At 47.3% G+C, this 13,982-nt stretch carries 14 protein-coding genes; 4 read left to right on the forward strand and 10 right to left on the reverse strand.

The genetic code is table 11. The features are described 5' to 3' along the window. Position 1: 1 nt before the first annotated feature. Positions 2–238 carry a cell division protein ZapA gene (gene zapA / locus K7G97_RS12095; RefSeq protein WP_029342308.1) on the reverse strand — a complete coding sequence of 79 codons (237 nt, stop codon included), beginning with the start codon at positions 236–238 and terminating at the stop codon, positions 2–4. Positions 239–358: 120 nt separating this feature from the next. Between zapA and rnhC the strand changes: the two genes are divergently transcribed. Next, entirely contained in the window at positions 359–1,279 is a 921-nt protein-coding gene (gene rnhC, locus K7G97_RS12100) for a ribonuclease HIII (RefSeq protein WP_223040672.1), read from the forward strand. Between the two features lie 23 nt (positions 1,280–1,302). Here rnhC and K7G97_RS12105 read toward each other — a convergent pair whose 3' ends face one another. Then, the gene (locus K7G97_RS12105; RefSeq protein WP_223040673.1) at positions 1,303–2,769 is read right to left on the reverse strand and encodes a UDP-N-acetylmuramoyl-L-alanyl-D-glutamate--2,6-diaminopimelate ligase; all 1,467 of its coding nucleotides are present in this window, start codon (positions 2,767–2,769) and stop codon (positions 1,303–1,305) included. A 257-nt stretch (positions 2,770–3,026) separates the two neighbouring features. On the opposite strand from K7G97_RS12105, the gene K7G97_RS12110 reads away from it, so the two are divergent. Both K7G97_RS12110 and K7G97_RS12115 read left to right on the forward strand, forming a co-directional pair. Then, the gene (locus K7G97_RS12110) at positions 3,027–3,455 is read left to right on the forward strand and encodes a MarR family winged helix-turn-helix transcriptional regulator (protein WP_214746556.1); all 429 of its coding nucleotides are present in this window, start codon (positions 3,027–3,029) and stop codon (positions 3,453–3,455) included. Further along, positions 3,452–4,639 (forward strand): MFS transporter, encoded by a 1,188-nt coding sequence (locus K7G97_RS12115; RefSeq protein ID WP_223040674.1) that lies wholly within the window; start codon positions 3,452–3,454, stop codon positions 4,637–4,639. Before K7G97_RS12110 ends, K7G97_RS12115 begins: the two co-directional genes overlap by 4 nt. A 64-nt stretch (positions 4,640–4,703) precedes the next feature. On the opposite strand, the gene pheT is transcribed toward K7G97_RS12115, so the two are convergent. The 8 genes from pheT to infC all read right to left on the reverse strand — a co-directional run bounded on the left by pheT (position 4,704) and on the right by infC (position 12,049). Next, the gene (gene pheT / locus K7G97_RS12120; protein WP_223040675.1) at positions 4,704–7,100 is read right to left on the reverse strand and encodes a phenylalanine--tRNA ligase subunit beta; all 2,397 of its coding nucleotides are present in this window, start codon (positions 7,098–7,100) and stop codon (positions 4,704–4,706) included. Between the two features lie 12 nt (positions 7,101–7,112). Continuing rightward, complete coding sequence (gene pheS, locus K7G97_RS12125; protein ID WP_035396564.1) at positions 7,113–8,135, reverse strand: phenylalanine--tRNA ligase subunit alpha; 1,023 nt, start codon at positions 8,133–8,135, stop codon at positions 7,113–7,115. 308 nt (positions 8,136–8,443) lie between these two features. Then, positions 8,444–9,229: a TrmH family RNA methyltransferase gene (locus tag K7G97_RS12130; RefSeq protein ID WP_396133877.1), complete on the reverse strand. Its 786-nt coding sequence runs from the start codon at positions 9,227–9,229 to the stop codon at positions 8,444–8,446. Further along, a complete protein-coding gene (locus K7G97_RS12135) occupies positions 9,204–10,286 on the reverse strand; it encodes a M42 family metallopeptidase (protein ID WP_087681222.1) in 1,083 nt (360 codons plus the stop codon). Before K7G97_RS12135 ends, K7G97_RS12130 begins: the two co-directional genes overlap by 26 nt. Positions 10,287–10,298: 12 nt before the next feature. After that, positions 10,299–10,781, reverse strand: a complete 483-nt coding sequence (locus K7G97_RS12140) for a dUTP diphosphatase (protein WP_023469014.1) — start codon at positions 10,779–10,781, stop codon at positions 10,299–10,301. Between the two features lie 118 nt (positions 10,782–10,899). Beyond that, positions 10,900–11,259 (reverse strand): 50S ribosomal protein L20, encoded by a 360-nt coding sequence (gene rplT / locus K7G97_RS12145; RefSeq protein WP_012371057.1) that lies wholly within the window; start codon positions 11,257–11,259, stop codon positions 10,900–10,902. Between the two features lie 37 nt (positions 11,260–11,296). Next, complete coding sequence (gene rpmI / locus K7G97_RS12150) at positions 11,297–11,491, reverse strand: 50S ribosomal protein L35 (protein WP_023469015.1); 195 nt, start codon at positions 11,489–11,491, stop codon at positions 11,297–11,299. Positions 11,492–11,518: 27 nt separating this feature from the next. Beyond that, the gene (gene infC / locus K7G97_RS12155; RefSeq protein ID WP_029342318.1) at positions 11,519–12,049 is read right to left on the reverse strand and encodes a translation initiation factor IF-3; all 531 of its coding nucleotides are present in this window, start codon (positions 12,047–12,049) and stop codon (positions 11,519–11,521) included. A 434-nt stretch (positions 12,050–12,483) separates the two neighbouring features. Here infC and K7G97_RS12160 point away from each other — a divergent pair, with 434 nt between their 5' ends. Continuing rightward, complete coding sequence (locus K7G97_RS12160; RefSeq protein WP_223040676.1) at positions 12,484–13,953, forward strand: catalase; 1,470 nt, start codon at positions 12,484–12,486, stop codon at positions 13,951–13,953. Positions 13,954–13,982: the final 29 nt, after the last annotated feature.

Genomic DNA, 13,982 nt, shown 5'->3' on the forward strand with positions numbered 1-13,982 from the left:
TTTATAGTTCACCCAAATTCTTTTTTATTTTTACGTAATCACTACCAATATTAAGCGCCGCTAGGACGGCGATTTGACGAACGTCGAGTTGTGGTGCTTGTTCTCGGATTTCTCGAATTTTCGTATCGACGAGGAGACCCACTTCGCGTACGTGTTCTGGCGACTCCGTTCCGACAATCGTATAATCATTGCCTGCGATATGAATCGTCGTCCGGTTCAACCCTTCTGAATCAGCCATTTTTCTGTCCTCCTCATACTTTGCTTCTTTCATATAGTACCATCATTTTCGTTTTAGGAAAAGAAGTCCCCCATCGGTCTTAAGGATGGTATGCTTAATCCCGGAAAGGGAGGTTATCTCGTGGGAACTACCGTTTTACGCTTATCTAAAGAAAAGCAAGACCTCGTCATACAAGAGTTTAAACAAGGGCAGACGAAGAGTCCACCGTATGCCCGGTTCGCAGCTAAAATACCTGGATGTGTCATCACGATTTACAATTCTGGAAAAGTGATGTTTCAAGGAACCGAAGCTGAAACCATCGCTTCACGCTTCGGCACGGCTACACCGACTAAATCGAAGGAACCACTTGTTTCAACGTTACCAAATGGTTTTGCAGAATGGTCCGTTGCTGGCAGTGACGAAGTTGGAAAAGGCGATTTCTTCGGTCCACTCGTCGTCGTCGCTTCCTTCGTTGATCGAAAGCAGATTGCACTTCTTCACGAACTCGGTGTTCGGGACTCCAAGCACTTGAATGACACGGAGATTCGAAAAATCGCCCGTGATCTCCATGCTGTCATTCCGTACACATATCGTATCCTGCACAATCCAGAATACAATCAAATGCAACGCACGATGACACAAGGAAAGATGACTGCCCTGATGCATAATGATGTACTCGAGCGACTGCTTGACCAACTGGAGACGAAACCAGAAGCGATCTTGATTGATCAGTTCGCTGAAAAGACCGTTTACTATAAACACTTGTCTGGTGTCGTCAATCCCGTTCGAGAAAATGTCTACTTCTCGACCAAGGCGGAGCAACTCCATGTCGCCGTCGCTGCCTCATCGATCATTGCTCGCGCCATCTTTTTGAAGGAGATGGACAACTTGAGTGAAACAACCGGTGTCGTCATTCCGAAAGGTGCTGGTGCCAAGGTCGATCAAGTCGCCGCTTCACTGATTTTACGTTATGGAGCTGATAAACTTCGTGACTGGACGAAAGCCCATTTTGCAAATACGAAAAAGGCACAACAACTAGCTGCGAAACGAAACCGACCATGACCTTAACGGAATGATCGGTTTTTTTAAATGACGGACTCCCCTTCAGACAGTCGTTCTAATTCCGCAAGAAGTATGTGTTTTTCATTAAAAGGAATCGTTTTTGTACCGATTCGTTCTACCTCATCATGACCTTTCCCGACGATGACGATGCGTTTTCCTTCGTGCGCCAGATGCGCTGCTTGTACGAGCGCTTCGTGACGGGATGTATGGCACCCTACTAAGTGTTCACGTGGAATATCGACGATTAGTTCTTCGATGATTCGATCCGGATTCTCTGTCCTCGCATCATGGACCGTTGCGATGATGTGTTCACAATATTTGCTTGCGATTCGCCCCATCTCCGCTCGTTTCGTTCGATCACGCTCTCCAGCTGCGCTTAAAACGACCGATAGCGACTCTCCGGAAGAAGTGAGTGCCTGTAAACATTTTTCTAGACCATCCGGTGTATGGGCATAATCGATATAAACCTCACAAGGTGCCCAGTCCAGTCGTTCGAGTCGCCCTTTCGGCAATTCCAGTTCTGGAATGTGACGAATCAACGTATAGAGATTAGCATCGCCTGCCCGCAACAATCCCATCGCTGCCGCTAAATTCGCTGCATTGAATTCACCTAGTAAAGCTGTCGGCACACGTGTCGTCGTCTCGTCGATCCGCACATTGACGGTGTCTGTTAACCATTCGACCGCGATTTGTGACGTCCGATGTGGTTGCGTCGTATACCAGATGACAGGTTGTAAAGGCGCAGCTTCTCGCATGACGCGACTCCAACCATCTTCTCGATTCAAGACGATAGTCCGACCATTTGACGCAGCGACTTGTTGAAACAACAACGCTTTCGTCTTGGCGTAATCCTCCATTGAATGGTGGTAATCCAGATGATCATGCGTCAGGTTCGTAAATGCCGCCGAGTGGAAAGACACTCCTTCGACTCGACCTTCAGCTAATGCGTGAGAGGACACTTCAATGATGCAATCCGTCACGCCTTTTTCAACCATTTCATACAACAGTCGATGTAAGATGATGGCTTCAGGCGTCGTATTCGGCGTCTCAATGAGTTCCTCATCAATTCGTGCACCGACCGTGCTGATCATGCCGGCTTTTATACCTGTTGCTCGAAAGAGATCATACGCCAATTTCGTCGTCGTCGTTTTTCCGTTCGTTCCGGTTACACCGTAGACGCGCATTTTTTGACTCGGTTGATCGTAAAAGCGATTCGCGACTTGACCTGCAAGTCGTTTCGTATCCGGCACAGTAATGACGGGAATCGGGCAATCCAGAAACGATCGTTCAGCTAAAATCGCCACAGCCCCGTTTTCGATTGCCTGATTGATATAATCGTGACCATCAACCGTGTAGCCGTTGATACAGATGAATAATCCGCCAGGTGTGATTTGTCGCGAATCGGTTGCGATATTCGAAATGAGTGGATTGATTGCTTCCTTTATAGTGAATGGTAATAGTTCAGTCAGGAGCTTCGCTAGTCGATTCATGATGTACTCTTCCCTTCTTGTCTCTTCTCTATGTCAAGATGAATTAGTCAACCGATCACATCAGCAGTTGTATCCACTGTTTCAAGTAAATCAAATACTCTTTTACGGAACATACCCGCTTTAAGACTTGCTTAATCTTTTATCATGCTAGAAAATTATTCTCTTCAATGCACGAAACGAGTGTTTCTTCCCTTGCACCTCTTAGTCAGCTTTGATACACTCTTAAAGTTAACTAGTTAACTAAAAGGAGAAATAGGATGCTCTACACACAAGAAGATGTACTCGGACAACTATCAAAAGTCTCACGTCTCGTTAAACGAGAAATTGATGCTACCTTGCTTCCCTACTCGTTACATACGGGTCAATGGGCACTAATAAAAGCAGTCGCATTACTACAACCTGTTTCACAAGTCCAACTGGCCGATTATTTAATCATTGAAAAACCAGCTGTGACGAAAACCGTCTCACGTCTTGAGACGCTTGGTTTCATCACTCGGATAAAAGAAGGACGAACACACTTTGTCTCGTTGACACCTTTAGCCAATGAACGGTTCGACCAAATCGATGCTGCGGTCCAAGAGACCCACCAACGCTTACTCGCCTCCTTCTCCCTTACCGATCAGCAACAGCTTGGTGAATGGATGACGCACCTACTTACTCTACATCGACAGGAGGAATCTTCATGACCGCTCGGTTATTCTCGCGTCATTACATCATGACGCTGATCATTAACCTATTGCTCTTCATCACGTTTTATCTACTCAATGCCTCACTTCCTTTACTCGCTGCTAAACAGTTTCCAGTCTCCGCTTCAGCACTCGGGTGGATCGTGACGAGTTTCATCCTGGCAACCGTCTGTTCTCGTCCATTGATTGGTCACTGGTTAGATCGTTACGACTTAAAGCGCGTCTTAATGATCTCTGCAAGTCTCTTTACAGTCATGAGTATCTGCTACATGCTCGTCCTACCTTTGGAATCATTTTTCTATCTAATCATCATCCGTATCATCCACGGATTTAGTTTCGGGATGTTATCTTCTTCGATCAGCCTCGCCGTCACGACATTGATTCCAAAGACACGTCAAGGCGAAGGTATGGGGTATTTCGTCCTTTCGATGAACTTGGCATCCGTCCTTGGTCCTGTCATCGGTCTTGCCTTTATTCAAGAAAAAGCATTCGTTCTGTACTTCGTGACAGTTGCTGCCCTAGCAGTCATCGCCTTGTTGTTAATGATGCGTCTACCGCTGACGAGTCAACATGTTCCAAGTACGTCCGCGTTTCGTCTAAGCCAATCCCTCTTCTTATCACGTCCGCTTTTGTTGGTGGCGACTCTTTTGGCAGGCGTTGCGATTTCTAGTACATCAGCGTTCATCTCACTGTATACGGACTCGATTGGACATATCGCATATGCTTCTTATTTTTATGCGTTAGTCGCTCTCGGAATGGTCGGGATTCGACCAATTGCCGGAAAATTGTTTGATCAGCGAGGTGCTGCATTCGTGCTGTTGCCCTCGTATACCCTTTATATGATTGGCTTTGTCATTCTCGGCATGTATCCTTCGTTTGCTGGTTTATTGACTGCTGCCATCATCATTGGTATCGGTTCTGCTTCCATCTTCCCGGGACTTCAAACTGTCCTTTTGAACTTCGCACCTCCCGCACAGAAAGGGAAAGCCATCTCGACCTTTTTCCTTGCTTACGACACAGGTTTTGGAATCGGTGCCTTGATTCTTGCTACGGTCGCAAGCGGTATCGGCTATTCCAATATGTTCTTGTCCTGTAGTCTGATCGTTCTCGTAAGTGGTCTACTGTATTTCACCTTTACGAAACGACAAGCTGCGTCATCTGAAACAGAAGAACTTGCTTCTTGAATCTGTCGTCAAACGAAAATAGCCGCCTTCCTCTGAAAGGAAAGCGGCTGTTTGTTTATCCTGATTATGCGCGAAGTTCCGCATTGAACGTTTCTTTCACTGCATCTACGACTCGCTGTTGCGCTGTCGTGATTTCTTCATCGACTAACGTCCGTTCTTTGTTTTGATAACGGAGGGAGAAAGCGAATGATTTTTCATTCTCTCCGACGTTCTCACCCGTGTAGACATCAAACAATTCGATCGTCTGAAGAAGTGGACCGGCTGCTTCCGTCATGACATCGACGATGGATTGCGCCGTCACTGATCGCTCGACGACGATAGCTAAGTCGCGTGTCATTGATGGGAAACGTGAAATTTCCGAGTAGACCTGCTCTTCTTTCGAACGTAGTGCCATCGCCTCTAATTCAAAGACGTACACTTCTTTTAGACCATACTGTTCTTTTGACAGACCAGGATGCACTTGACCGACGAATCCGATCGCTTCTCCGTCAAGCAAAATGCGCGCCGTCCGTCCTGGGTGCATCGATGGAATGCTCGCTGCCTCGAACGTCAACGTAACACCGACTGCAGAAGCGAGTGTCTCGACGATTCCTTTCATGACGAAGAAATCTGTTTTGACGAGCGTTCCGTGCGCACGGTGTTGTTCTGACACACCGACTGCGACGCCACCGATCATTTCTTGTTCAATCGGGAGTGTCTCAAGTGACGCATCCCGTTGCAGATAAACACTGCCGAGTTCATAAAACGCGACATCGGCATGCTGTCGTGCGACGTTATGCTGCGCGACTTCAAGGAGTCCCGGAATGAGTGACGTCCGCAGTGTCGAACGTGCTTCACTGATTGGCATCGCCAGTTTGACCGGATGCAAATCTTCTCGTTCATTGAATTGCATCGCGCGTTGTTCGCTCGTCAATGAATACGTGATGGCTTGCGAAAGACCTGCTCCCTGCAATGTCCGGCGTAAATGACGACGGTGAATGTTCCGTTTTGGTAAGAAGCCACGGCTCGCTTCAGACGGTAAGCTTGAAGTCAGTGCATCATATCCGTAGAGACGAGCGACTTCTTCCGCTAAATCAGCTGGAATTTTCAAGTCTTGGCGGCGAGTCGGTACGCTAACTGTCAAGGCATCACCCGATAATTCAACACCGAGACCAAGACGTTCGAGTAACGTTTGCATGACCGTTCCTTCAATCTCCATACCAAGACGGTGATTGATGTACGAGACACTCGCTTCAATCAAGTGATCGTCAAGCTCGAGCGTTCCTGCTTGAGCGACACCAGCCTGAACCGTTCCACCCGAGAGTTCAGCAATCAAAGTTGCAGCCCGATCGAGTGCTAACAAGACACGACGTGGATCAACACCCTTTTCGAAACGAGCACTTGAGTCCGAGCGAAGTCCAAGAACACGGCTCGTCTTCCGGACGGAAATCGGTGCGAAGTAAGCTGATTCTAAAATGATCGATGTCGTGTTTTCATCGACTTCGGTATTCGCTCCACCCATGACACCAGCAAGCGCGACCGGACGTTCACCGTCTGTGATGACGAGCATCGAAGAATCGAGCGTCCGCTCTACTTCGTCGAGCGTCGTAAACGACTCTCCTGCGTGCGCTTGACGCACGACGATCCGGTTTCCGAGTTTTTCAGCATCGAACGAATGTAGCGGTTGACCTGTCTCGAGTAAGACGAAGTTCGTAACGTCGACGACGTTGTTGATCGGACGAATGCCGTTCGCGATCAAGCGGTTTTTTAACCAAGTCGGTGACTCTTGAATCGTCACGCCTTGAATTTCTCGTGCCGCGTAGAACGGGCAGTCCTCTGAATCAAGCGTCACGTCGACTGCCGTCGCAGTTTCTGCTTCGTTGACTTCAACGACCGGGAAAGTCGGTGTCGTATCGTAAAGCGCAGCCACTTCGTATGCGACACCATACATGCTGAGGCAGTCCGAACGGTTCGGCGTTAATCCAAGTTCGAGGATTTCATCACGTAGACCGAGTAACTCCAAAACGTCTTGTCCTGGTGTGACTGGTTCACGGAACGTATGGATCCCGTCCTGCTCATCTTCTCGGATATATTTCTTTTCGAATCCGAGTTCTTCGAGTGAACAGATCATCCCTTCTGAGACGACACCGCGCAATTTGGCACGTTTGATTTTAATACCTGGCAGGCGAGCGCCGACGCGTGCGACGATGACATCTTGTCCGGCTTCGACGTTCGGTGCACCACACACGATTTGGACCGGTTCGTCTTGACCGATGTCGACCGTCGTGACATTCAATTTATCTGCTTCTGGATGTTTTTCTTTCGTTAACACACGTCCGACGACGATGTTGTTTAACGCTTCATCCCGGACATCGACGCCTTCGACTTCGATTCCGCTCTTTGTAATCAAATCAGCTAAGTCTTGTCCTGATGTGTGACTGACATCCACATATTCGTTCAACCATTGTTTTGAGACTAACATCTGCGTTCCCCCTTAAAACTGTTCGCTGAAGCGAACGTCATTCGTATAGAAGTGACGAATATCATCGACACCGTACTTCAACATGGCAATCCGTTCGATCCCCATCCCGAATGCGAATCCTGACATTTTTGTGCTATCATATTCGGCCATTTCGAGAACGTGAGGATGAACCATTCCCGCACCCAGAATTTCAATCCAACCCGTTTGTTTACAGATGTTGCATCCTTTACCGCCACATTTGAAGCACGAGACGTCGACTTCAACAGACGGCTCTGTGAACGGGAAGAAACTTGGGCGTAAACGGACTTCACGTGCTTCACCGAACATCTGCTTCGCGAAGGCTTCAAGCGTTCCTTTTAAGTCTGCCATCGAAATCGATTCTCCGACGACGAGTCCTTCGACTTGCATGAATTGGTGCGAGTGCGTCGCATCGTCTTCGTCTCGACGGTAGACTTTACCTGGGCAAAGAATGCGAATTGGTTCACCTTTAGAAGCAAGCATCGTCCGTGCTTGAACCGGTGACGTATGCGTTCGCATCAAAATTTCTTCCGTGATGTAGAACGAGTCTTGCATATCACGTGCCGGGTGATCCTTCGGTAAATTCAACATCTCGAAGTTGAACAGATCTTGCTCGACTTCTGGACCTTCGGCAATCGTATAACCGAGTCCGACGAAGATGTCTTCGATCTCATCCGTCACCTGTTGCAAGAGGTGCGCATGACCAACCTTTTTCGGACGTCCTGGTAACGTGACGTCAATTGCTTCCGCTGCCAGTTTCGCATCCATTTCTTGTTGTTTGACAGCTGTCAGACGTTGTTCCAATTGCTCTTGGATCGCTTGACGGACCGTATTTGCGATTTCACCGACGACTGGTCGCTCTTCCGCTGATAACTTTCCCATTCCTCGTAATACTTCCGTGATTGGTCCCTTTTTCCCGAGATACTTGACTCGGACGTCATTGAGATCTTTTTGTGTTGTTGCCTGATCGACTAATGTCAACGCTTCATCGCGTAATGCTTCTAATTGCTCGCGCATCTTTCCCACTCCTTTAGTTGAAGATATAAAAAAACGCCCCTCCGGCAAATGCCGAAGGGACGATGTAAACACCGTGGTACCACCCTTGTTTGACTCTTCAATCGAAAAGTCCTCCAATTGCGCGATAACGGGCGCATCCCGTCACGATCTCTCGTGCGACTCCGGAGTGAATTCGGTTAGCAGATTCACGAAGCAGTTTTCAGTCTACGACCGCTTCTCCCTGATTGAATCATTCCCTAACGTACTCTGTTCCATCAACGTCCATGATGTATTCCTGATGTTCACTTTAGCATGAACGCTTGTCGGTTTCAATCCACGCTTGCAAAATGATAGAGCAAAATGCCAGCCGCTACTGCCGCATTCAATGACTCCGCTTTACCACGAATCGGGATGTAGGCACGCTCATCACAGTAAGAGAGCAATTCTGGCGCAACGCCTTGTGCTTCGTTTCCGATGATTAAACCGAGTGCATCCATCGGTGCGATCGCTTGATAAGACGTCGCTCCTTCTAACGCCGTGCCGATTACCGCAATTCCTTGTTCGTGCAGGGCATTGACTGCCTCTTCGAGCGGCATGGAGATGACCGGTAGGTGGAACAGCGATCCTTGCGTCGCACGGATGACTTTTCCGTTATAGACGTCAACTGTTCCCGGTCCGACGACGACCCCATCGAATCCAGCTGCGTCAGCTGTCCGAATCATCGTCCCGACGTTCCCTGGATCTTGCAGACGATCGAGCAACAAATAGCGTCCTCGCTCTAATTGTGCCGAAGCTTGTTTCATCTCACAGACAGCGAAGATGCCTTGCGACGTTTCCGTTTCAGCCAGTACTTTGATGACGGCTTCATCGATCGTAAAGACATCGGCATTTCGTTTCCAAGAACCGGGTACTTGGTACGATTCACGCACGATCAATTCCTTAACGATTCCGGCGCGAACAGCTTCTTCAATCAGATGTTCTCCTTCAATCAAGAAACGGTTCGTCTGCAGACGTCCTTTTTTCGTTAAGAGTTTCTTCCATTGTTTAACGATTTCGTTCTTTGCTGATGCGATGTGCTTCATTGTTTTATTACCCCTCGTAGATCGCTTGGACAGTCTCCGCATCCAGACGTTTTGTCACAGCAACGACTAAATCGACGGCTGCTTCGAAATCGGCTTTATGCATGATTGAGACGTTCGTGTGTAGGTAACGGATCGGTACAGTCAAGGCAAGCGATGGAACCCCTGTATTCGATAAGTGGAACTTCGCTGCATCCGTTCCGCCACCTGGTGTTAAGTCCAGTTGATACTTGATATTTTCTTCTGTTGCGACTTTCGTCACGAAATCGATCAATCCACGATGTGCGATCATCGACGCGTCGAACATGATGACTTGAACGCCTTCACCTAATTTCGACAATGCTTCACGATCGGTCATTCCTGGCGTATCACCCGGGATACCTGTATCGACAGCAAAGGCGATCGATGGTTTGAGTAGGTGTGCGACAGTTTGAGCCCCACGTAACCCGACTTCTTCCTGAACAGTCGCTCCCGCGAAAATCGTGTTCGGATGTCCGTCTGCTTTTAAGCGCTTGATTGCTTCGATTGCGATGGCACAACCAATCCGGTTGTCCCACGCTTTTGCCATCAAGAAGTTCTCATTTTTCATCACAGTAAATTCGCAATGTGGAACGACCGTATCGCCCGGACGAATTCCCCAACCGTCGACTTCTTCTTTTGATGAAGCACCGATATCGATGAACATCTCTTTAATGTCGACCGGCTTATTGCGCGCTTCCGGTGGTAAAACATGAGGTGGTTTTGCACCGATTACACCTGGAATGACTTCACCAGATGACGTCACAATATTCATACGCTGTGCCAAGAGGACCTGACCCCACCAACCGCCGAGTGGTTGGAAACGAAGGAATCCTTTTTCATCAATCTTCGTGACCATGAATCCGACTTCATCCATGTGACCCGCAATCAATACACGTGGTGCATCTTCGCCTGCGCCTTTATGTTCAGCAAAGAGACTACCGAGACCATCCTGGTGGAATGCTTCTGCATGAGGTTCTAGATATTCACGCATGAGGCTCCGGACTTCTTTTTCGTTTCCCGGTACACCTGTTGCGTCCGTGAGACGTTTTAGCATATGTAATTGTTCGTTCATCTGATTTCCTCCTTAGTAACCGTTGTCTTGTCGCACATGGTTTGCTTCATTTTTAGAAATGTAAGCCTTGAAAATCATATCCTGTGTAAAGCCTAGTGTAGCACCTAATGCAAGGTATGCACCAATCAGAACATCATAACTTTGTTCCGTCCGCGAAATCGCAAAGACGTTCGTTTTGTTATAGACGTCTAAAAAAGCATCTGTTGCTGTCAAATAGAAGTCACCTTCAGTAAAATGACTTTTCTTGTAATCAAGTGCTAGACCTAGTGAGAGTAGAAAATGGACGCCATCGACATATTCCTCAAGAATTGTGACTTGAGCGGATGGTCCCTTCTTCGACCAGAACTTAAAGCAACGTGTCTCGTTCGCAAGTTCACCGAGTTCGACCAATAAGGCGAGCAGACGCTCGTCGAATTGATTGCCTGTCAATTGATGTTCTGACTGAATCCGTTTATCCAACTGTTCTTGCATCTCAAAAAGTGTCAACCAATCCATCTTTAATTCTCCTTCTATCTAAAAAAATCATATGACCGTCTCATCGACGTGCCTTCTTATTTTATCATTAAATCGAAAAAAACGTCGGAGAATTAAATTCCCCGACGAATTGTAGAACTTAAGCGTTCAATTTTGCTTTTGCTGTGTCAGCAAGTGAAGCAAATGCAGTTGCATCTGTAACTGCGAGGTCAGCGAGCATCTTACGGTTAACGTCGATACCTGCTAATTTAAGACCATGCATCATGCGGCTGTAAGAAAGACCGTTGATACGTGCTGCCGCATTGATCCGAGTGATCCAGAGGCGACGGAAGTCACGTTTCTTTTGACGACGGTCACGGTAAGCGTACATGAGAGATTTCATGACTTGCTGTTTCGCAACCTTGAAGAGTGTATGTTTCGAGCCGTAGTAGCCCTTAGCTAATTTGAGTTGTTTTTTACGACGTTGACGAGTCGTATATCCGCCTTTTACGCGTGGCATATAAATTCCCTCCTAAATCTGTATACGATTGGATAAATTACTTCGCGATCATGTGACGGATGCGTTTGAAGTCACCCGTAGATACCATGCTAGCTTTACGTAATTTACGTTTCGCTTTTGTTGATTTGTTACCGAACAAGTGGCTTGTGTAAGCACGACCACGTTTCAATTTGCCAGAAGCAGTACGTTTGAAACGTTTAGAAGCACCGCGGTGCGATTTCATTTTAGGCATGAGAGATTCCCTCCTACTTCGATTCGATTAGTCTTCTTTCTTAGGAGCAAGCACGAGGAACATGCTGCGTCCTTCCATCTTCGGTCTCTGTTCCACAACACCGAACTCACTTAAATCCGTTGCGAGGCGTTCGAGAACGCGTTTACCGATTTCCGAGTGAGTGATGGCACGACCGCGGAAACGAATGCTCGCTTTCACTTTGTTACCATTCTCCAAGAATTTCTTCGCATTACGGAATTTCGTTTGGAAGTCGTTCTCCTCGATCGTCGGGCTAAGACGAACTTCTTTCATCTGAATCACTTTCTGATTCTTCCGAGTTTCTTTGTCCTTCTTTTGCATCTCGAAACGGTATTTACCGTAGTCCATGATCTTACAAACTGGCGGCGTCGCTTGTGGAGCGACCATGACGAGGTCAAGTTCCGCTTCCTCTGCGAGACGTAGCGCTTCGTTGCGTGATTGGACACCTAGTTGAGCACCATCCGCTCCGATAAGACGAACTTCCCGGGCACGGATGCTTTCATTGATTAACAGATCTTTGCTAATGGTTAGCACCTCCATCGTGCATTGCACGAAAAATGAATGATAGAAAACGCTATAAAAAAAGCGTCGGCAGTTCTTCCCGCCCACACTCATAAGGAACGTCAAAGCATAGCAGTCGCTACACATTGCGTATCTTCATGATGAACCAGTACGAGTCGTCATACATGGTGAGAAGCGGGATGCTTCTGCTTTGTTGTCATTTCACTTTGCTATCATAGCACTTGTTTTCCCGTGATGTCAAGCCGCTTTCTATGTTCTTACAGAACGTTGCTCACATACTTGATTATAATAGCAATCCTTTGACGGATAAGCAAGAAGTTTCTAACCTGTTTTTCACGGGTACACTCTTAACATGGAAAAAAAGATTCAGAACATTCGCAAGCAAAATTGTTTATTTAGAATGATTATTGTTTTATAATCAATTTAATCTTACATAAGGGGGAGAATAACAGATGACTGAAAAACGATTAACGACCAACCAAGGTGTACCAATCGGAGACAACCAGAATTCACGTACGGCTGGACGTCGCGGACCAACGCTATTAGAAGACTATCAACTAATTGAAAAGATGGCCCATTTCGACCGGGAACGTGTACCTGAGCGTGTCGTACACGCTCGTGGATTCGGTGCTCACGGTGTCTTCACTGTCAAAAACTCAATGAAAAAGTACACGAAAGCTGCGTTTTTACAAGAAGAAGGGACAGAAGTTCCTGTTTTCGCCCGTTTCTCGACTGTTATTCACGGCACGCATTCTCCAGAGACACTCCGCGATCCACGTGGATTCTCTGTCAAGTTCTATACAGAAGAAGGAAACTGGGATTTCGTCGGGAACAACCTTCCTGTCTTCTTCATTCGTGATGCTATGAAGTTCCCGGATATGGTCCATTCACTTAAACCAGATCCACGCACGAACATTCAAGATCCTGATCGCTACTGGGACTTCATGACACTTCGTCCGGAATCGACGAACATGCTCATGCACCTCTTTACGGATGAAGGCATTCCTGCAAGCTACCGTAAAATGCGTGGTTCTTCCGTCCATTCATTCAAATGGGTGAACGCTCATGGCAATACGGTTTACGTTAAACTACGCTGGGTACCGAAAGCTGGCATTCATAATCTCTCAGCAGAAGAAGCAACGGAGATTCAAGGAAAAGACTTTAACCACGCTTCAAACGATACGTTCCAAGCGATTGAAGACGGAGATTATCCGGAATGGGATCTGTTCGTACAGGTGCTCGATCCGGCTGACGTCGATCAGTTCGATTTCGATCCGCTCGATGCAACAAAGGATTGGTTTGAAGATGTCATCCCGTTCCAACACGTCGGTACGATGACACTGAACAAAAACGTCGACAACTACTTCGCTGAGACAGAATCTGTCGGCTTCAACCCAGGAGTCTTGATTCCAGGGATGTTACCATCTGAAGATAAGTTGTTACAAGGTCGTCTGTTCTCTTACTCAGACACACAACGCTACCGTATCGGAACGAACTACCAACAACTTCCGATCAACTGTCCGTTCGCACAAGTGAACAACTACCAACGTGATGGTGCAATGCCAGTTGGTCAGCAAACGAGTCCGGTGAACTACGAACCAAACCGTTATCAAGAAGAACCAAAAGAAACACCAGAGTATACGGAAGAAAACCAGCCGTTACTTGATGATAAACACGGTCGTCTCGAAATCGAGAAGACGAACAACTTCGGTCAAGCCGGCGAAGTATACCGTCGTCTGACAGAAGACGAGCAAGCAGCTCTTCTGAAGAACCTCGTCAATGATCTCAAGCAGGTTCGCCATGAGAACACAGTCTTGCTCGCAATCTGCAACTTCTACCGTGCTGATGCTTCACTCGGTCAGAAACTATCAGAAGCGCTTCAAGTCGATATCGAACCGTTCTTGCAACAAATGCGTTCGTAATATGACACAAGCACCCTCGACGCTAGTCT

Origin of the sequence: Exiguobacterium acetylicum (assembly GCF_019890935.1) — a bacterium.
GTDB lineage: Bacteria > Bacillota > Bacilli > Exiguobacteriales > Exiguobacteriaceae > Exiguobacterium_A > Exiguobacterium_A abrahamii.